This is a genomic window from Pseudomonas sp. KK4 (assembly GCF_001984065.1).
Classification (GTDB): Bacteria; Pseudomonadota; Gammaproteobacteria; order Pseudomonadales; family Pseudomonadaceae; genus Aquipseudomonas.
Genome location: NZ_LYVP01000048.1, coordinates 1 through 18,466, shown reverse-complemented (window position 1 = coordinate 18,466; position 18,466 = coordinate 1). Strand labels below are relative to the sequence as shown.

General features: G+C 57.5%; 17 protein-coding genes. 5 read left to right on the top strand and 12 right to left on the bottom strand.

The annotated features are described in order from the left end of the window. Positions 1-37: 37 nt before the first annotated feature. Positions 38-481, top strand: coding sequence for an anti-virulence regulator CigR family protein (locus tag B0W55_RS17055; protein WP_077047097.1), 444 nt, complete (start codon positions 38-40; stop codon positions 479-481). A gap of 58 nt (positions 482-539) precedes the next feature. On the opposite strand, the gene B0W55_RS17050 is transcribed toward B0W55_RS17055, so the two are convergent. Further along, positions 540-785, bottom strand: coding sequence for a PAAR domain-containing protein (locus B0W55_RS17050; protein WP_083743202.1), 246 nt, complete (start codon positions 783-785; stop codon positions 540-542). Positions 786-1,044: 259 nt separating this feature from the next. Then, positions 1,045-1,440 (bottom strand): DUF6124 family protein, encoded by a 396-nt coding sequence (locus B0W55_RS17045; protein WP_077047121.1) that lies wholly within the window; start codon positions 1,438-1,440, stop codon positions 1,045-1,047. A gap of 560 nt (positions 1,441-2,000) precedes the next feature. Here B0W55_RS17045 and B0W55_RS17040 point away from each other — a divergent pair. Both B0W55_RS17040 and B0W55_RS17035 read left to right on the top strand, forming a co-directional pair. Further along, entirely contained in the window at positions 2,001-3,065 is a 1,065-nt protein-coding gene (locus tag B0W55_RS17040; protein ID WP_077047096.1) for a PIN domain-containing protein, read from the top strand. Between the two features lie 4 nt (positions 3,066-3,069). Beyond that, positions 3,070-5,502, top strand: a complete 2,433-nt coding sequence (locus tag B0W55_RS17035; protein WP_077047095.1) for a hypothetical protein — start codon at positions 3,070-3,072, stop codon at positions 5,500-5,502. A 395-nt stretch (positions 5,503-5,897) separates the two neighbouring features. Here B0W55_RS17035 and B0W55_RS17030 read toward each other — a convergent pair whose 3' ends face one another. The 10 genes from B0W55_RS17030 to B0W55_RS16985 all read right to left on the bottom strand — a co-directional run bounded on the left by B0W55_RS17030 (position 5,898) and on the right by B0W55_RS16985 (position 15,751). Beyond that, on the bottom strand, positions 5,898-7,859 hold the full coding sequence (locus B0W55_RS17030; RefSeq protein WP_077047094.1) for a DUF4105 domain-containing protein: 1,962 nt from the start codon (positions 7,857-7,859) through the stop codon (positions 5,898-5,900). After that, a complete protein-coding gene (locus tag B0W55_RS17025) occupies positions 7,856-8,176 on the bottom strand; it encodes a DUF2388 domain-containing protein (protein ID WP_077047093.1) in 321 nt (106 codons plus the stop codon). Before B0W55_RS17025 ends, B0W55_RS17030 begins: the two co-directional genes overlap by 4 nt. A 28-nt stretch (positions 8,177-8,204) precedes the next feature. After that, positions 8,205-8,522 (bottom strand): DUF2388 domain-containing protein, encoded by a 318-nt coding sequence (locus tag B0W55_RS17020; protein ID WP_077047092.1) that lies wholly within the window; start codon positions 8,520-8,522, stop codon positions 8,205-8,207. 104 nt (positions 8,523-8,626) lie between these two features. Further along, entirely contained in the window at positions 8,627-8,944 is a 318-nt protein-coding gene (locus B0W55_RS17015; RefSeq protein ID WP_077047091.1) for a DUF2388 domain-containing protein, read from the bottom strand. Between the two features lie 336 nt (positions 8,945-9,280). Then, entirely contained in the window at positions 9,281-9,496 is a 216-nt protein-coding gene (locus B0W55_RS17010; RefSeq protein ID WP_077047090.1) for a DUF1127 domain-containing protein, read from the bottom strand. 318 nt (positions 9,497-9,814) lie between these two features. Further along, complete coding sequence (locus tag B0W55_RS17005) at positions 9,815-11,308, bottom strand: acetyl-CoA hydrolase/transferase family protein (RefSeq protein ID WP_077047089.1); 1,494 nt, start codon at positions 11,306-11,308, stop codon at positions 9,815-9,817. Positions 11,309-11,522: 214 nt separating this feature from the next. Then, positions 11,523-12,956 (bottom strand): NAD(P)(+) transhydrogenase (Re/Si-specific) subunit beta, encoded by a 1,434-nt coding sequence (locus B0W55_RS17000; RefSeq protein ID WP_077047088.1) that lies wholly within the window; start codon positions 12,954-12,956, stop codon positions 11,523-11,525. Beyond that, positions 12,956-13,279 carry an NAD(P) transhydrogenase subunit alpha gene (locus B0W55_RS16995; RefSeq protein ID WP_016978856.1) on the bottom strand — a complete coding sequence of 108 codons (324 nt, stop codon included), beginning with the start codon at positions 13,277-13,279 and terminating at the stop codon, positions 12,956-12,958. The genes B0W55_RS17000 and B0W55_RS16995 overlap by 1 nt, the downstream gene beginning before the upstream one ends. Before the next feature lie 15 nt (positions 13,280-13,294). After that, positions 13,295-14,416 (bottom strand): Re/Si-specific NAD(P)(+) transhydrogenase subunit alpha, encoded by a 1,122-nt coding sequence (locus B0W55_RS16990; protein ID WP_077047087.1) that lies wholly within the window; start codon positions 14,414-14,416, stop codon positions 13,295-13,297. 435 nt (positions 14,417-14,851) lie between these two features. Continuing rightward, positions 14,852-15,751 (bottom strand): LysR family transcriptional regulator, encoded by a 900-nt coding sequence (locus tag B0W55_RS16985; RefSeq protein WP_077047086.1) that lies wholly within the window; start codon positions 15,749-15,751, stop codon positions 14,852-14,854. Between the two features lie 158 nt (positions 15,752-15,909). Here B0W55_RS16985 and B0W55_RS16980 point away from each other — a divergent pair, with 158 nt between their 5' ends. Together B0W55_RS16980 and B0W55_RS16975 are read left to right on the top strand one after the other, a co-directional pair. Continuing rightward, positions 15,910-17,091 (top strand): acyl-CoA dehydrogenase, encoded by a 1,182-nt coding sequence (locus tag B0W55_RS16980; RefSeq protein ID WP_077047085.1) that lies wholly within the window; start codon positions 15,910-15,912, stop codon positions 17,089-17,091. 12 nt (positions 17,092-17,103) lie between these two features. Further along, on the top strand, positions 17,104-18,324 hold the full coding sequence (locus B0W55_RS16975; protein ID WP_077047084.1) for a CaiB/BaiF CoA-transferase family protein: 1,221 nt from the start codon (positions 17,104-17,106) through the stop codon (positions 18,322-18,324). Positions 18,325-18,466 lie beyond the last annotated feature (142 nt).

Here is an 18,466-nt window from a genome sequence, read left to right as displayed (position 1 = left end):
AGCCCTTTTTGCTGTATGTGTTACGAGGAAAGCCCCGATGAAAATGCCGAAACGTCTGATTGCCAGCCTGGGCGTGCTGATGCTCAGCGCGACCCCGTTGCTGCACGCCAGCGCCGACCCGCGCGACGATCACGACCACGGCGGCCCGCAGCAGGGCCATTACGACAACCACGGTGACGATCACCGCGGCCCGCAAAACGATCACCGCGGTGGGCCACCGCCACGAGACTTCGGCCCGGTGCGCCAGAGCATCCACGACCACCACGAATATTTCGTGCGCGGCGCGCCACCGCCTCCAGGCATCCGCCTGGTCCGGGGCCGCCCATTGCCTCACGGTTACTACGGCGAACGCCTGGATAACCGCGCGCTGAGCCGCCTGCCGTATTACCCCGGCTACGAATGGCGTCGGGCGGGGAGCGATATTGTGCTGATCGCGGTGGGGAGTGGGATTGTTTATGAGGTGTTGGAGGGGGTGTTGTAGTCGGTTGGTAGGAATCAGGCCTACCTGGTAAAAGCACGGCCTGCCTGACGGCAGGCCGTCACCGGCCCGCACACAAAATATCTGACAGTCCCTCGTCCAGTGAGCCTGCCACTGTCCGGCCGTGACTTTCGATATACGAGACGCCACCGGCGATCCTGTAGTCTTTACCGTCTACACCACAGCTGACCCGGTCGCCTTCACGAGCGTGGGCGATGCCGAACATCATGACGCGTGTATCGGCTTCCTTTACTTTGCCACCGCAGGTGGTCTTGTCTCCCAAAACAATGAAATGCCCTTTGGCCATTGGTTGAACTCCTTGTCTATTGGTGCGCACAGCGCACAGCCATTAACGATGCGCTGCATCGACTGAGGCTTAAGTTGGCCTTCGCCAAGGAGTTGTGAACAGATGGAATTCAAAGCACCAGAGATCAAAAGGACGCGTCCTACGCGTTCTGAAGAATTGGGTGTAGGGCCTGCGTAGGGGGTGTTACTGCGATAGTGATTAGCCAAATAAAAACCCCGATGGGTTTGATCACCCATCGGGGTTTTTTCTGTTTCGTACGTCAGCGCGTCCGTCGGTGTTGCTTGGCAATAATCGCTGCCATTTCCGGTTCGTCCAGATGATCCATTGCACGCTCTACCAGCAGGTGCACACCTTCGGCCATCCGGCTGAGCGCCAAGGCCACGGAACGGCGTGAGCCGTCGACATCGTCGGCGAGGTCGGCAGCGATGGCGCTGATGGACAGCAGGTCTTCCGAGGCGTTGGCCAGGAGTGCATCGGTGTTGATGTCCGGGCACACGCTGAAGAGCTGGCCGTTGCGTTTGGGCGGGTTTTTTTCGGGAGGCGGGAAGTGATGGTCGAGGGCGCGTTCGGCGGCTTCGTGGAGTTTCTTCGAGTCGAGGTTTTCGTACGGCGATGCCGGATCGGTGTCCGGCGGATTTGGTGTGACCTTGAACATTTGCATTCACCGAGTTGTGAGGCCAACACCATTTCGCTTGCTTCGAAAAGGGTGGCAGCTGTGTATAGGTGTGCAAGACCGGACTCGGTAAACCGGCAGACCCGAAGGCCTCCCACACACAGCCGCCATAACGGTTCGCGAGCATAAGAAAACGCTCGCTGAATAGCTATAACCGAATGTATGCCGAGTACGGACTTGCACGTCCGTGTCACCGTTTGCGATGACACGGAGAGGTTAGCCGCAGGCGTGTGGGGTGCCTAGTTCATGGGTAGCTCGACATCGCGAAGGAAATTTCCGAGAAGACTGAGAGGATTGGTATTTCATTTGCCAATCCATCTGCGTTCGACTTGCTCACAGACCCACCGAACCTCACTATAAAGAAAGTGTTGTAGCTTTGATCGAGATGACTGTTCGTTGTTGCTGGTAAGGCGGTGGGCGACGCTCCGCCAGTATCGGCCGATCATCGATCACGGGTTTGCTTGCATAATAACGGCGAGCCTCGGTCTCGAGCGGTTTGGTTTTTTGGGCAATAGCGCAGTGGAATCTAAAGCGGATTGGCTATGACGGATAACAGACAGCTTTATGTCTTATGCGATACAAACGCGGCAGTTCGCGACGCGCACCTCTTTCGAAAAAAAGGTGGGCCGCAATTAATTGCCATGCTACGGGCCAAGAAAGCCAAGCTCGTGGTGCCCGAAGTGCTTCGGATGGAATACATCAATCAGTTCGTCCAGGCTGGGGATGAAGCTCTCAAATCAGCAACGAAGGACTTGGACAAGCTAAAGACATTCTGTGGATATGACTTCAGCAAATTTCTGCCGAAGCCTCAATTCGGAGAAGCCCAAGCGCTGGAAATCTTGGCTCAGCTCGAAGATGTCATCCATATCATCCCGACTACCCCAGAGCTCAAGGTTGCTGCGGCCGACCGCTCGATCAATGGTGTTCGACCAACTTCTAAGACGGACCATGGCTATAAAGATTGCCTCATATGGGAGGGCTTACTGACCCTACCGGAAGGTTCTGAGGTGATTCTGCTGTCACGTGACGAGGCAGCTTTTTTCGATGGGGAAAAACTTGCTTCCAATCTGGGAAAGGAAGCTGAAGAGAAAGGTCTAGATCTAACGGCATACAGCACCACCAAAAATCCGACATTGATGCCATTGATCAACGTATTGAAAGAGAGATTTGCTGACATCTCTGCGTCAGTTGTGGGCGATCTGCCTATGGGAGACCATCCAATCATTCGCGCACACATGCAGACAGAGCCGGTTGCGCCCGTGCTCCCAAATGATCCCAATGAGCATGCCCCCCAAGCTGCGCTCGGCGAGTCGGGTGAGCTCGAGGAGTTGTTCGCGAAACATACTAGAAATTTTGCTCTCCTAGATATGAAAGCATTTGGGTTTGTTAGTTACCTGAGAAGCACGGGTAAGCAAGCGTTGTTAGGTCTTCTGGTGAAATCGGGTGCTGCAGATGAAGCATCGAGAAATACGCTCGAGCGATTAGCACTTGCGGGATTGATAAAAGATACCGGTCACAACTATCTCGCTGTTGAAGGTCCAGCGGCCGATATGGCAGCACAGATGGTGGAACCGGAGATGATCAAACTCACAGGGTTGGGGAGCTGAAAACGTGGATTCCGATACCCGTATCAAAGTGTTGGGGCGCTTAGCTCAATCGAGGACGCCTGCTGCTGAGGAGGCCATCGGCCGCGCGTGTAATCTTGCATTCGCGACTCTGTTGGAGAGTAATGAGTACCAACCCCTAGAATTCAGCATCGAAGTGCTAATTACAGTGGGATTCAGGCGAAGCAAGGACGCAGTCTCTGCAATCGACAATTTCCTTCGGGCCGCAGAGTCCCGCAAATTGACTCATTCGGAAGAGTACGGCGCTTTAGCCGAAGCATTGTCGAAATACCACAACGTATACACGTTGATGTCCAAATGCATCGAGGTGCTGTCCGGGTTGCGCTATGTAGAGACGCCTGCAGTCGTCGATACCTTGCTCTGGCTGTCAACGCATTCTGATGAGTCGGTACGCAGGGACGCGATGTCGGCGTTGCGAGATCTAGCTCGATTCAACCTGAGAGTCTATTACGGTCAGGGGACAGATTCAGGTCGAGGGATAGGGGCGCAACCTCAATTGTTGCTCATCGCTGCCCTAGAGAAGATGAGTGATCAGGATTTAAAAATTTTCTTCTTTGGAGTGCTAACTCTCTTGGAAGGAATGTTGTCGACGTCGATGGAATCCGCCACGTGGTCGTCGTCTGCGGTAACTATGTCTAGGGCTACAGTGCCGGCAGATGAGGACGTCCTTTCTGTAAGAAAAAGGGGAATTTCCCTTCTCATAAAGCTATACGGTCTTTTTGAAATAAAGTCGCAGAAGCTGTCCATTATCAGAGCTTTGAATGCTGCGACGCGTGCAGAAATTATGGGGACCGTAGACGAGAACTTTATGAACATGGTCGCTGTGAACGCACAGGAGGTGCTGGCATTTTTTGCTCACATTGCCACGGTTGAAGACTTGCAGATAATCCAAAAGCTCGAGCACGACAGTTATTGGATTCAATATCACAGCCTATCTGAACAGGTGAGAGCAGCTGCGTTTCAGGTGAAAACAGTCATCGACGCAAATAAAGAGTATGCAATATACAAGATACTCATCGGATTTGAGGCGGTCTTCGGAGATTGGTCGAAGCCTAAGCGCGATGAATCCTTTGGAATTGGGTCCCAAGATTCAAGGGTGAAAGAGGCGCGGTTAATGGTGCCGAGAATCCCAGAAGAGGGGTTCGACGTGTGGCGTCGCAGAATACTGGTCTTCGCTAGAACTGAGTCGACCGACATGGCGACCTTCCCGGTCTTCTACGAGTTTCTCGGAGAAGTGGCCAGTCATTTTCCAGATTTTGCACTTGAGTTGATCACTAATGAGACTGACCAGCTATCGAAGTTTTTGATACCAATTTTACGTAGCCTTTGGGATGGTGACTGTCGCGAAAAGCTATTTTTACTCCTAAAAAAATGGGTGCATGAGGCGAGTTCAAACCAGGCTGACCTTCTCTACGCTTCTGCGAAATTCTTTTTATCTACTAAGAGTGTTGATGTTGACCTCTTGGGTCAGTTGCTCGACAAGGCAGTTGAGCTCAACGAGCCTATTGTTCTTCGCCAAATCGTTTCTGTTGCTATTGCGAGGTCTGTAACGAGTAGGGAGCGTAGCGAGCTGAAACCATTGTTCTTGAGGGCACTAGATTGTCTTACCAAGATAAACGACGCGAATTGGATCAGGGAAATCTGGTTCCGAGAGGAAGCAAAACAGATGGTCGCGGACCTCTCAGCAAAAGAGCGCCACGAAGTGATGAAGAACTTACGTCTTCTTCCCCAAATCGACTATCAATCCGAAGAATTGTTAGGCGTGATTGCGCGGGAGCATCCGCAAGTCGTCGTGGATTACCTCTGCGCACGTGTGTACCCATCTGATGAAGATGAAACGGTTCCTGTCGATAAATATGGTAGCGAATACGAGGAGGTACCATTTCAGTTCTATTCGCTTCAAGATTCGCTATCCAGTGACCCGGAGATGATTATTCGGAAGGTTTATGATTGCTACAGAAAAGACTCCTCACTATTCGAATTTAGAGGGGCGAAGCTTCTCCAAGCTATTTTTCCGCAGTTTTCGGAAGACTTTGAGACAGCACTGATACGATTGATTCGGGAGGGCGGCGATGCAGAGTTGGATTTCGCGGTGGGTATCCTCCGAGCTTACAGCGGAGAGACATTCATTCATCCGGTGGCAAGAGAACTGATCAAACGCTTGCCTCCTGATAGTCCTCTCATAATCGAAGTCGAGATAGCCCTTCAAAGTACCGGTGTGGTTTCCGGAGAATATGGGATGGCCGAAGCTTACGAAAGAAAACGTCTAGAGGTACTCGAATGGCTCCAAGATCCGGATAACAGTATTCGCACTTTTGCCGTCAAATACATATCGAGGCTTGAGGCGATGCGAGACAGTGAGCGCGCACGGGCTGAAGAGTCAGTTACCTTACGGAAATTCAACTACGGTGAGGATTAGCATCGCCGTCCACGTTGAGTTGTGCGGCTTTTGCCAATAGAGATGAGGGGCTGGAACGGGAGTTACGGGCGCCTCGTCATCTGCCCAAACATCTTTGGCCCGCGCTGCGCAAGGCACTGAGTTTCGATCCGGCGCAACGCGTCGCCACCGCCTTGGAGTTGTATGAAACCGTGAAGAAGCGACCATCTTGGAGGCTCATGCTGTTCACTTAGGCGACGCCCTGCACAATCAGCCTTTCGTGGCGAGGGAGCTTGCTCCCATCGGACTGCGCAACAGTCCTTTTTAGGGCCGCTTCGCACCCCAACGGGAGCAAGCTCCCTCGCCACCGGTACAGCGTTCGTTCTTAATTGAACTGCATTGAGCATCTTTGGGGGGTATAGCGGTACAGGATGAGGCTAAGGCAACTCCAACCCCCCAGCCGCCTTATGCAATTTCCTCAAATGCTCCCCAATCTGCTTCACATTCGCTTCGTTCGCCGCCATCTCCGCCGCTCGCTCTGGCTCCAGCAGCGCTCTGACTTCCTTATCCAGATCCCCGCTCAACACCAGCAGCTGTTTCTGCCGCTCGCTGCTTTCCGATTCCAGGCGTTGCCATTCATTCGGTTGTGGCAGGCCGTAGCCGCCGCTGCCGAGCAGTTCGGCCGGGCGGCTTAGGAAACCGCTGTTGTCGAGGATTTCCCGCAGGGTCTGGTTGGCTTTGTCCATGCCACCGTTCTTCAGTTCTCGGGCGCCCAGGTAGCGTTGTTTCACTTCATCCTGAGCCAGCAATAACTGGCGGCGGAAGCTGGCTTGTTCCAGCAGGAGCAGGGCGGCGCTGGTGCGCAGGTCGGCTTGTTCGAACCATTGGCGACGTTCCTGGGCTTTGAGGTCCAGCCAGTCCTCGACCTTGTCCTGTTTGATCGGCAGGCTTTTTCTCAGTACTTCGAACATCGCCTGGTAGCGATCGCGGAACGAGTCGAAGCGGTAGCCCATGCGCAGTGCTTCGCGAGGATCGTCCAGCACGCTGGTGTCCGCCAGGCCGCGGCCCTTGAGCACTTCGAGCAGGCCGTTGGGCATGATGTTGTCCAGGGCCACCAGTTTTGAATTGTTGGTGCCGCTGCGCAGTAATTTGAGTTCTTCCACGGCGCAGTTGTTGGACAGGAAGAAGTAGTTGCCGTCGTAGCTCCAGTGCATCTCTGCAGCGCGTTCCACCACGTTTTCGATCTCGCTGCGCGACAGGTTCAGGGGCACGGAGGCGAGGCTGCGCAGTTCGGTCTTGGTGTATTCGTCGATCACCTGGGCCAACGGCAGCACGAACAGGCGCGACGGGTATTTGCCCACCAGTCCGTCCCAGCTCGACAGTTGCACGTCGCCGACGAAGGCGCGGTAGGACAGCACCAGGTGCTGGTCCAGGTCCAATCTGCAGTCCGGCCCGCGTGGGCGTCCCGGGGCGCAGATCACCAGGCGCAACATGCTGTGGCCCCAGCGGCTGACCCAGTTCTGGTTGGCCTCGGCCAGCAGGTAGTCGACGGCATACACCCGCTCCGGGTCGACCTGGCCCAGTGGCGTCTTGGCGAAGTCATTACCGGCATTGAGGAAGGCGAAGGTTTTGTTGCACGCATCCTTGGCGGCGGGCGCCCAGCCGAAGTGCTCCTTGTAGTAGCGGTACAGGGCAGGGCGGCGGCAGGCGTAGGTCGGGTCGAGGAGGAAGTACTCCATGTTGACCGCAACGAATTCCTTGGGGCTGCTGGTTTCGTAGATGTCCGGGCTGCGGGCGATCTGGCGGTTGTGCTGCTCGCGCTCACCGCGACGGCCGACGTATTGCTGCCAGCCGGCGAGGTCTAGCAGGCGCGGGTCGTCACTGAGGGTAAAGCGGCGGCCGGATTGGCTGCGGCATTCGTCGGGGATGCCGATCAGGCCCGAAGTGCTGTCCAGTCGGTTGCAGCGTTGGATCAGTGCGCGCTCGTCCTGGGTCCACAGGCGTGAACGGTCATAAATGTGGGTCAGTTCATGCAGTACCGTGGCGAGCATTTCGCGGCGCACGGTGCCGTGGGGGCGGCAGGTCTTTTTAGTTGCTGCGGTGCCGTCGGTGAGGCTGGGCAGCAGCTTGCGATTCAGATCGAGTTCGGACACCAGCGACGCCTGGCCGTAGGCGTTGGCCGGCATGTCGTCGGTCCAGCCGACGTCGATGCGCCGGTCGAGTTGCTCGATGAAGCGCGGTGGCAATGCCTGCATGGCTTCATCGAGCAGCGCCTGACTGGCCTGCTGTTGCGAGGGGCTCAGGCCGTCGGTCTTGAGGTGCAATTCAAGGCCGGCGTGGGCGCTGTTGCCAAGCAGCAACAGCGCCCCGGCCAGCAGCCAGGCGAATACCGGCCTCACAGTGCGAGGATGGCTTCGGCAAGATCCTGATCACTGGCGTCCCGGGCTTCCGGTACGCGGGTGCGCAACATGTCGAGCGCCGCTTCCAGGTGTGCACCGCGGATGTCGCCATTGGTGGCGACGAAACTGGCGGCGTCGTCCTGGGCCTCACGGACGATTTTGGAGTCGCGAATCGATGTGGTGGTGTCAGAGGTGAAATCAAGCGTGCGCTGGGTGGCACGAATCAGGATGTTACTGGTGGCAACCAGGGTATGGGCCTGGGCCACGTCGGCCAACAACAGCAGGCCAAGGGTGGCGGCAATCAGCGGGCTACGCATGGAACGACTCCGGAAAAACGAGGGTTAACTATTGGACGAGAATTGCCTGTGCCAGTTCAAGGTCGCTGACATGAAGTTTTGGCTGGGTATGCCGCAAATATCGCAGGGCGGACTCCAGTTGTGCGCCTCTCAATTGACCGTCACTGGCGATGAATGCCGCGGCATCATCACGGGCGGCGATCAGCAGTTTATGGTCGAAGGGCGCTGCGGTCACCAGGGTTGTGGCATATCCGGTGGCGACGGTGCCTTGAGTCGAGAGGTTAAAGGCATCGAAGGCATGGGCCGAACCCGTACAGTTGGCCGCAAGAAAGGCTGAGGTGACGATCAGACGGGATAGAAAACGCATGAGGCTCGACGGTTGAAGGTGAGCCCCAAGGCTAGCGCAACGCCCGGTCTAGAGCCAGCGCCAATGCGGGGCACGGCCAGCGTGGCCCGCATCAGTACATAGGTTTAGATCGTCAGGATGGCTTGCGCCAGCTGTGCGTCGGTGGCGTTGAGCTGTGGCGCCTGGTGACGAATGTGATCCAGGGCGCTTTCCAGTTTGACGCCGCGGATGGCGCCTTCGCTGGCGACGAAGCTGGCGGCGTCGTCACGTGCGGCGAGCACGATTTTGTCATCGTGGAACGACGAGGTGACGTCGGACGTGGCATCGGAGGAAGACTTGAGTGCACCGACGACGGCATCGGTGGTCACGATGAAGCTGGTGGCATGGGCGTTGGCGGCCACGGCAAACAGGGCCGCAGCGCTGAGCAGGCGAAGACGGGACATGGGTGTTACTCCTTAGGGAAAACCGGGGGTAGGTGGCGCAGTGTCTGATGTCTCGGACGTCAGACGCTCACGGATCGCCACACACTTGGTTTGATAGTAGGCCTGAGCGTGTTATCGCGACAATCCACTCGTGCAGACGATAAAGCCAACTGTTGAACAGCGATCGGGGTATGGTTGTAACTGTTGCGGTTGATTTTATAAAAGCTAAAACTGTACCTGTTCAGGTGTTTACTGCCCCGAAACGACGAGACCCGTCGTGGTTTCCCACGACGGGTCTCGTTTGTTCAATTCGGGTTGCTGGCGATGGACCTTGAGGTCAGGGCCAGCGACGCTGACTTAGCGCCAGAACGGCTTGCTCAGCTCTTCGTAGCGTTGTGCTTCGCTGATACCGGCATCAGCCAGCAGACGCGAATCCAGGCGAGCCAGTTGGTGGCGGCTGGAGATGCGGCGCTGCCAAAGCATCAGGTTGGCGATAACGCGCAGAGGCATGGAAGCCTGGGTTTTTGCAGCAGTGTCTTGAAAGAACAGATCGGAACTGAGTGTACGTTCCATGGTTTTCATCCTTCCGCTTGTGGCGGGATTAGGTAGTGGTTTAACTGGTGCCCATCTTCCTCTTGTTTGCCTAGTCTCTGTAGATACAGTTCATCTGTATTGTGAGGGCTCAGTTAACTGTTTATAGGGGGTGTACTGGTCTAAATTGAGGCAACTGTACCTATCTGCATCATTATGGTGCGATTTCGCTACTTTTGAGGGTGGGCGTAGGACTTTTCGGTAGGAAATGACCGGTACAGCAGTACAGTTTTGTCTGGGTTTGTGCTGTCGAGCGACAGCTGACGAAACTGTGTTTGCATCAGCTGTTCTCTTCGCGCTTTACACGGCCAGCATGCGACCGGTTTCTTCCAGGTTCATGTGCCAACTGAGGGCATCGCGCAGGATGTGGGGAGTGTGGCCACCCAATGCGCAGGCAGCGGTGAAGTAGTCATTGAGTGCCTGGCGGAAATCCGGGTGCACGCAGTTGTCGATGATCGCGCGAGCCCGCTCCCGTGGCGCCAACCCACGCAAGTCGGCCAGGCCCACCTCTGTCACCAGGATGTCGACGTCATGTTCTGTATGGTCCACGTGGCTGACCATCGGCACGACACTGGAAATAGCGCCGCCCTTGGCGATGGACTTGGTCACGAAGACCGCCAGGTGCGCGTTGCGGGCAAAGTCCCCCGAGCCACCGATGCCATTCATCATGCGCGTACCGCAGACGTGGGTGGAGTTGACGTTGCCGTAGATGTCGAACTCAAGCGCCGTGTTGATGCCGATGATGCCCAGACGACGCACCACTTCCGGGTGGTTGGAGATTTCCTGCGGGCGCAGCACCAGTTTGTCCTTGTAGCGTTCCAGGTTGCCGAACACTTCGGCGGTGCGCCGGCTCGACAGGGTGATCGAACTGCCCGAGGCAAAGCTCAGCTTGCCGGCGTCGATCAGGTCGAAGGTCGAATCCTGCAGCACTTCGGAGTACATCGTCAGGTCTTCAAAGGGTGAGTCGATCAGGCCGCACATCACCGCGTTGGCGATGGTGCCGATCCCGGCCTGAAGCGGCCCGAGCTTGTTGGTCATGCGCCCGGCGTCCACTTCCTGCTTGAAGAAGCCGATCAGGTGGTCGGCGATGGCCTGGGTATCGACGTCCGGCGGCAGTACGGTGGAAGGGGAGTCGGATTGGTTGGTGATCACGATCGCCACGATCTTCTCCGGCGGAATCGGGATCGCGGTGCTGCCGATGCGATCATCGACCTTGACCAATGGAATCGGCGTACGGGTCGGACGATAGGTCGGTATATAGATGTCGTGCAGGCCTTCCAGGTTCGGGTTGTGCGCCAGGTTGATCTCAACGATCACCTGTTTGGCGAAAATCGCGAAACTGGCCGAGTTGCCCACGGACGTGGTCGGCACGATATGGCCCTGTTCGGTGATGGCCACCGCTTCGATGACCGCGATGTCCGGCAGCTTCAGTTGCTGGTTACGCAGTTGCTCCACGGTTTCCGAAAGATGCTGGTCGATGAACATCACCTCGCCGGCGTTGATCGCCTTGCGCAGCGTGCTGTCCACCTGGAAGGGCATGCGTCGGGACAGCACGCCAGCTTCAGTGAGCTGCTTGTCGAGGTCATTGCCCAGGCTGGCGCCGGTCATCAGGCTGATCTTCAGCGGGGTAATCTTGGCCCGTTCGGCCAGTGCGTGGGGCACGGCTTTGGCTTCGCCTGCGCGGGTGAAGCCGCTCATGCCGACGGTCATGCCGTCCTCAATCAGAGCGGCAGCCTCGGCGGCACTCATCACTTTTTGCAACAACGAAGGCAGGCGAATACGGTCACGGTACATGGATTGTTATCTCGGGAAACGGGTAGCTGGATGCGCAGTCTATTGAACTTCGCTGGCACCTGTCCCGCGACCAAGGTCGCAAAAGAGGCCTCTATTGCGGGCCTTTCAAGCAAAACACCATTACAGGTTCAGTAACAAAGCGGCTGTCCTTCCAGTGCGTTGCGCAAACTAAAACGCCCCGACGAATCGGGGCGTTTTGTAATGCCGACGGGAGTTATTCGACAGCTTTGACCATGTCTTCGATGACCTTTTTTGCGTCGCCGAACACCATCATGGTTTTGTCCAGGTAGAACAGTTCGTTGTCCAGGCCGGCATAGCCGCTGGCCATCGAGCGCTTGTTGACGATGATGGTCTTGGCCTTGAACGCTTCGAGAATCGGCATGCCGGCAATCGGCGATTTCGGATCGTTCTTGGCGGCGGGGTTGACCACGTCGTTGGCGCCGAGCACCAGTACCACGTCGGCCTGACCGAACTCGGAGTTGATGTCTTCCATCTCGAACACCTGGTCGTAAGGCACTTCGGCCTCGGCCAGCAATACGTTCATGTGGCCAGGCATGCGACCGGCAACCGGGTGGATCGCGTACTTCACGGTCACGCCGCGATGGGTCAGTTTCTCGGTCAGTTCCTTCAGCGCATGCTGGGCCCGTGCCACTGCCAGTCCGTAGCCCGGGACGATGATCACGGTATCGGCGTTGGTCAGCAGGAAGGTGGCGTCGTCCGCCGAACCGGATTTCACCGGGCGGGCTTCCTTCGCGCCGGCCGGGCCTGCATCGGCAGTGTTGCCGAAACCGCCGAGCAGTACATTAAAGAAGGAACGGTTCATCGCCTTGCACATGATGTACGACAGAATCGCACCGGACGAACCCACCAAAGAGCCCGCGATGATCAACATCGAGTTGTTCAGCGAGAAGCCGATACCTGCCGCCGCCCAGCCGGAGTAGCTGTTGAGCATCGACACCACCACCGGCATGTCGGCACCGCCGATCGGGATGATGATCAGTACACCCATGACGAACGCCAGGGCCAGCATCAGTGCGAACGCTGTGAGGTTGCCGGTGAACATGAAGGTCAGGCCGAGTGCCAGTGTCGCCAAGCCCAATACGGCGTTCAGCTTATGTTGCCCCGAGAACTGTACGGGTGCGCCCTGGAACAGGCGGAACTTGTACTTGCCCGACAGCTTGCCGAAAGCAATCACCGAACCGGAGAAGGTGATTGCACCGATCGCCGCGCCAAGGAACAGCTCCAGACGGTTACCCGCCGGAATCGAATCGCCCAGATGCTTGACGATGCCCAGCGATTGCGGCTCAACGACTGCTGCGATAGCGATGAACACCGCCGCCAGACCGATCATGCTGTGCATGAACGCAACCAGTTCCGGCATCTTGGTCATTTCAACGCGCTTGGCCATGATCGAGCCCGCCGTGCCGCCGATCAGCAGGCCGACGATGACGTAGCCGATGCCTGCCGTCGCGAGCTCAGCGCCCAATTTATAAATGAGGCCAATGGTGGTGACGATCGCCAGCGCCATGCCGAGCATGCCGAACAGGTTGCCGCGACGGGAGGTGGTGGGGTGCGACAGGCCTTTGAGGGCCTGGATGAAGCAGATGGACGCGATCAGATAGAGCGTCGTTACCAGGTTCATGCTCATTACTTCGGCGCCTCTTCTTTTGCGACTTTCGGGGCTTTTTTCTTGAACATCTCAAGCATGCGGCGGGTGACCAGGAAGCCACCGAACACGTTGACCGCCGCCAGGGCCACGGCCAGCGTGCCCATGGTCTTGCCCAATGGCGTGACGGTGAGGGCTGCTGCCAGCATGGCGCCGACGATCACGATCGCCGAGATGGCGTTGGTCACCGCCATCAGAGGCGTGTGCAGCGCAGGTGTTACGTTCCAGACCACGTGGTAACCGACATAAATCGCCAGCACGAAGATGATCAGGTTGTAGATACCGGGGGAGATAAGCTCTTCCATCGTCTGAATCCCTGCTTAGGCGTTTTTGCGGATGACTTGGCCGTCGCGGCACATCAGGCACGCGGCGACGATGTCGTCTTCGAGGTTGATCTCGAACTGGCCTTCCTTGGTGAAGACCAGTTTCAGGAAGTCCAGCAGGTTGCGGGCGTAGAGCGCCGAAGCATCAGCCGCCACTTCGCCTGCCAGATTGGTCGGGCCGACAATGGTCACGCCATTTTCGACAACGACCTGATCGGCCACGGTCAGCGGGCAGTTGCCGCCTTGGGCAGCGGCGAGGTCGATGACCACGGAGCCCGGCTTCATCTGCGCCACGGTTTCGGCGCTCAGCAAGGTTGGCGCCTTGCGGCCCGGAATCAGTGCGGTGGTGATGACGATGTCAGCCTGCTTGGCGCGCTCGTGCACCGCCACGGCCTGACGCTGCATCCAGCTGGCCGGCATGGGGCGCGCGTAACCGCCGACACCGACGGCGCATTCACGCTCTTCGTCGGTCTCGTAAGGCACGTCGACGAATTTGGCGCCCAGGGATTCGATCTGCTCTTTGACCGCAGGACGTACGTCCGAGGCTTCGATCACTGCACCCAGGCGTTTTGCCGTAGCGATCGCCTGCAACCCGGCCACACCGGCGCCGAGAATCAGCACGCGCGCGGCTTTCACGGTACCCGCAGCGGTCATCAGCATCGGCATGAAACGAGGGTAGTAGTGAGCGGCCAGCAACACGGCCTTGTAGCCGGCGATGTTGGCTTGGGATGACAGCACGTCCAGGCTCTGGGCGCGCGAGGTTCGCGGCGCGGCTTCCAAGGCAAAGGCGGTAATGCCGCACTCGGCCAGTTTGGCAATGGTTTCGTTACTGAACGGGTTGAGCATGCCCACCACAACGGTGCCGCTTTTGATCAGCGTCAGCTCGTTGTCGCTGGGAGCGACGACCTTGAGAATCAGCTCGGCACCCAACGCATCGCCGGCGCTGCCAATGGTTGCGCCTGCCGCTTCATAGGCACTGTCGACAACGCTGGCCTTGATGCCGGCGCCGCTCTGGACAGTGACCTTATGGCCCTGGCTGATCAGCTTCTTGATGGTTTCGGGGGTAGCAGCAACCCGCGTTTCACCCGTCTGGGTTTCGAGAGGAACACCAATGTGCACGTCAAATCTCCTGCGTGATCTTATTGAGTAAACCCATGCACTACGGATGGTGCGGCTGGGGCGGCCGATCAGCACGATCCCGCCAAATCAGGGCGGGGCGCGGCATTTTGCAGGCGAACTTTATGCCCTTCAAGGGATTATGACGTGTGACGCAAAATTAACTACAAGTCATCCCGTGACCGAATGTCGCATCAATACGGTTCAATCCCTTGTGGGGCGTGCCTTGTAAGCCGTTTTATCGAAATTCAGAAAATTACACATCGGCCATATGAATGATGCTGTATTGCTGCGTAAAAGTAGCGCAAAGCCATACCCACAGGCGCTTGTGGGACGTTTGTACCGCTTTTGAGTACAGTCGTCGAATATGCGACAAATACTTATATCTGTAGGGTTTTTATTTTGCTGACTACGAGGTCAGCTAATCGCTGTAAGCCTTTATTCTTCGACACTGTAGCTGTGAGCCTGGTTGACGAGCCAGTCCCGAAAAGCCCTTAAAGAGGCGGATTCGACCTTTCGCTCAGGAATCATCAGGTAATACGCCTTGATGCTGGAGAGCGCCTGAGGGTTGGCGATAACCAGTCTTTTCTCGGCCAATTCGCGCTGAATCAGAAACGGCGGGATCAAGGCGATCCCCATGTCGTGCATGGCGGCCTGAGCCAGCATGGAGAATAGCTCGTAGCGCGGACCTGTCATGTCGCGAGGGACATTCAGCTGTTGGGAGTCGAACCACTGGCGCCAGGCATAGGGGCGGGTGGTCTGTTGCAGCAGGGGCAGTTCTGCGATTTCGCTGGGTGTCAGATGAGTCTTTTTTCCCAGTAGGCTCGGGCTGCAGACGGGGAGAGGATGTTCGCCCATCAGGCGGTGGGATTCGGTACCCGACCAGTCGGCGTCGCCGAAGTAGATCGCTGCATCGAAGTCGGTGTCGGCGAACAGGAAGGGCCGTGTGCGGTTGGTCAGGTTGACCGTCACTTCCGGGTGTTTTTGCTGGAAGTCCTTGAGGCGAGGCAGCAGCCACTGTGTTCCGAAAGTCGGGACGACGGCCAGCTCGATCACGTTGGTGCCTTGCTGGCCCATCACGGAAAGCGTGTCTCGCTCGACCGCATCGAGTTGGGTGGCGACTCGGCGGCTGTAGGAAAGGCCCGCTTCGGTCAGCTTCACGCCGCGCCGGGAGCGTCGAAAAAGCTCGACACTGAGGAACTCCTCGAGACTGGCGATCTGGCGGCAGATCGCCCCTTGGGTCAGCGAAAGTTCCTGGGCTGCCTTGGTAAAGCTCTCGTGGCGTGCGGCCGCCTCAAAACTGACCAGGGCGGTAGTACTGGGTATCTTTCTGCGCATGTACGTCAACCTCACTAATGCATCGCCATTTTTGCCGTTTGCGACGTTACGGAGTGAGAAATTAGCACAACAGTATGCGAAATCCTCGTTTGCCCGGATGGCGAACCCGGCCTAGCATCAGTCCCACGTTATTTGACCCGTTTCGAGAGGACACACTCATGGCCGGTAAAGCTAGCTTCAACTGGATCGATCCCCTGCTGCTGGATCAACAGCTCACAGAAGAAGAGCGCATGATCCGTGACACCGCCGCGCAGTTCGCTCAGCAGAGCCTCGCGCCACGCATTCTCGAAGCGTTCCGCCATGAAAAGACCGACCCGGCAATCTTCCGCGAAATGGGTGAAGTAGGCCTGCTGGGTGCGACCATTCCTGAGCAATACGGGGGTAGCGGCCTGAACTACGTCAGCTACGGACTGATCGCTCGTGAGGTCGAGCGCATCGACTCCGGCTACCGTTCGATGATGAGTGTGCAGTCCTCACTCGTCATGGTGCCGATCAATGAGTTCGGTACCGAAGCCCAGAAGCAGAAGTACCTGCCGAAACTGGCGTCGGGCGAGTGGATCGGCTGCTTTGGCCTGACCGAGCCTAACCACGGTTCCGATCCGGGCGCGATGATCACCCGTGCTCGTAAAGTCGAAGGCGGCTACAGCCTGACCGGCAGCAAGATGTGGATCACCAACAGCCCGATCGCCGATGTGTTCGTGGTCTGGGGCAAGGACGATGCGGGCGACATCCGCGGCTTCGTGCTGGAGAAAGGCTGGAAAGGTCTGAGCGCTCCGGCGATTCACGGCAAGGTCGGCCTGCGGGCATCGATCACCGGCGAGATCGTGATGGATAACGTGTTCGTTCCGGAAGAGAACATCTTTCCGGATGTGCGTGGCTTGAAAGGTCCGTTCACCTGCTTGAACTCTGCCCGTTACGGCATCTCTTGGGGCGCGCTGGGTGCTGCCGAGTTCTGCTGGCACACCGCTCGCCAGTACACCCTGGATCGTCAGCAGTTCGGCCGTCCATTGGCTGCCACTCAGCTGATCCAGAAGAAGCTGGCCGACATGCAGACTGAGATCACCATGGCGCTGCAAGGCTGCCTGCGTCTGGGGCGCATGAAGGACGAAGGTACGGCGGCGGTTGAAATCACTTCGATGATGAAGCGCAACTCCTGCGGCAAGTCCCTGGATATTGCGCGCATGGCTCGCGATATGTTGGGCGGCAACGGTATCTCCGACGAATTCGGGGTTGCGCGCCACTTGGTCAACCTGGAAGTGGTGAATACCTATGAAGGTACTCATGACGTCCACGCGCTGATTCTCGGTCGTGCGCAGACCGGCATCCAGGCGTTCTATTAATAGGAGAACGCCATGGGCGCGCTATCGCATCTGCGGGTATTGGATTTGTCGCGGGTATTGGCCGGGCCGTGGGCCGGGCAGATTCTTGCGGACCTTGGCGCTGAGGTGATCAAGGTCGAGCGCCCGGGCAATGGTGATGACACGCGCGCCTGGGGCCCGCCTTTTCTTAAAGACGCCTATGGCGAGAACACCAGTGAGGCCGCCTATTACTTGTCGGCCAATCGCAACAAGCAATCGGTGACCATCGACTTCACGCGCCCGGAGGGGCAGAAGCTGGTGCGTGATCTGGCGGCCAAGTCGGACATTCTGATCGAGAACTTCAAGGTCGGTGGGTTGGCGGCGTATGGGCTGGATTACGACTCGCTGAAGGCGATCAACCCGAACCTGATTTATTGCTCGATTACCGGTTTCGGTCAAACCGGACCTTATGCCAAGCGCGCAGGGTATGACTTCATGATTCAGGGCCTGGGTGGCCTGATGAGTCTGACGGGGCGACCTGAGGGGGAGGAGGGTGCTGGGCCGGTGAAAGTCGGCGTGGCCCTGACCGACATTTTGACGGGGCTCTACTCGACCGTAGCGATCCTGGCGGCGCTTGCCCATCGGGAGCATGAGGGCGGTGGCCAGCACATCGATATGGCGTTGCTGGATGTTCAGGTGGCGTGTCTGGCCAACCAGGCGATGAACTATCTGACGACGGGCAATCCTCCCAAGCGTTTGGGTAACGCTCATCCAAACATCGTGCCCTATCAGGATTTTCCTACGGCCGATGGCGACTTCATCCTTACAGTGGGTAATGACGGCCAGTTCCGCAAGTTCGCGGAAGTCGCCGGGCAGCCTCAATGGGCGGATGATCCGCGCTTTGTCACAAACAAGCTGCGGGTGGCGAATCGTGCGGAGCTTATTCCGCTGATCCGCCAAGCGACGGTATTCAAGACCACGGCTGAATGGGTGGCGCAGTTGGAGCAGGCCGGGGTGCCATGTGGCCCGATCAATGACCTGGCGCAGATGTTTGCAGATCCGCAGGTCAAGGCCCGGGGGTTGGCGATTGAGTTGCCGCACGCGTTGGCCGGGATGGTGCCGCAGGTGGCGAGTCCGATTCGCCTGTCGCAGACTCCGGTTGAATACCGTCGTGCACCACCATTGTTGGGTGAACATACGGTGGAGATCCTGCAGCGGGTGCTGGGGCTGGAGGCGGGGGCGGTCGCTGCGTTCAAAGAGTCCGGTGTGCTCTGAAGTTTCCTTCTATATAGACAGGCTGGCTTTGCTCCGTTGCAAATGGCGGGGGAGCAGGCTGTTTTCCTGTCTACTGTAAGTGATTGAAAGAAAACTGAAATTAAGTGTTGACGGCGAATTTTAGAAGCCTATAATTCGCCCC

Coding starts and splice junctions, on each gene's coding strand:
- B0W55_RS17055 (WP_077047097.1), top strand. CDS start 38: ATGAAAATGCCGAAACGTCTGATTGCCAGCCTGGGCGTGCTGATGCTC.
- B0W55_RS17050 (WP_083743202.1), bottom strand. CDS start 785: ATGGCCAAAGGGCATTTCATTGTTTTGGGAGACAAGACCACCTGCGGT.
- B0W55_RS17045 (WP_077047121.1), bottom strand. CDS start 1,440: ATGTTCAAGGTCACACCAAATCCGCCGGACACCGATCCGGCATCGCCG.
- B0W55_RS17040 (WP_077047096.1), top strand. CDS start 2,001: ATGACGGATAACAGACAGCTTTATGTCTTATGCGATACAAACGCGGCA.
- B0W55_RS17025 (WP_077047093.1), bottom strand. CDS start 8,176: ATGCGTAGCCCGCTGATTGCCGCCACCCTTGGCCTGCTGTTGTTGGCC.
- B0W55_RS17020 (WP_077047092.1), bottom strand. CDS start 8,522: ATGCGTTTTCTATCCCGTCTGATCGTCACCTCAGCCTTTCTTGCGGCC.
- B0W55_RS17015 (WP_077047091.1), bottom strand. CDS start 8,944: ATGTCCCGTCTTCGCCTGCTCAGCGCTGCGGCCCTGTTTGCCGTGGCC.
- B0W55_RS17010 (WP_077047090.1), bottom strand. CDS start 9,496: ATGGAACGTACACTCAGTTCCGATCTGTTCTTTCAAGACACTGCTGCA.
- B0W55_RS17005 (WP_077047089.1), bottom strand. CDS start 11,308: ATGTACCGTGACCGTATTCGCCTGCCTTCGTTGTTGCAAAAAGTGATG.
- B0W55_RS17000 (WP_077047088.1), bottom strand. CDS start 12,956: ATGAGCATGAACCTGGTAACGACGCTCTATCTGATCGCGTCCATCTGC.
- B0W55_RS16995 (WP_016978856.1), bottom strand. CDS start 13,279: ATGGAAGAGCTTATCTCCCCCGGTATCTACAACCTGATCATCTTCGTG.
- B0W55_RS16985 (WP_077047086.1), bottom strand. CDS start 15,751: ATGCGCAGAAAGATACCCAGTACTACCGCCCTGGTCAGTTTTGAGGCG.
- B0W55_RS16980 (WP_077047085.1), top strand. CDS start 15,910: ATGGCCGGTAAAGCTAGCTTCAACTGGATCGATCCCCTGCTGCTGGAT.
- B0W55_RS16975 (WP_077047084.1), top strand. CDS start 17,104: ATGGGCGCGCTATCGCATCTGCGGGTATTGGATTTGTCGCGGGTATTG.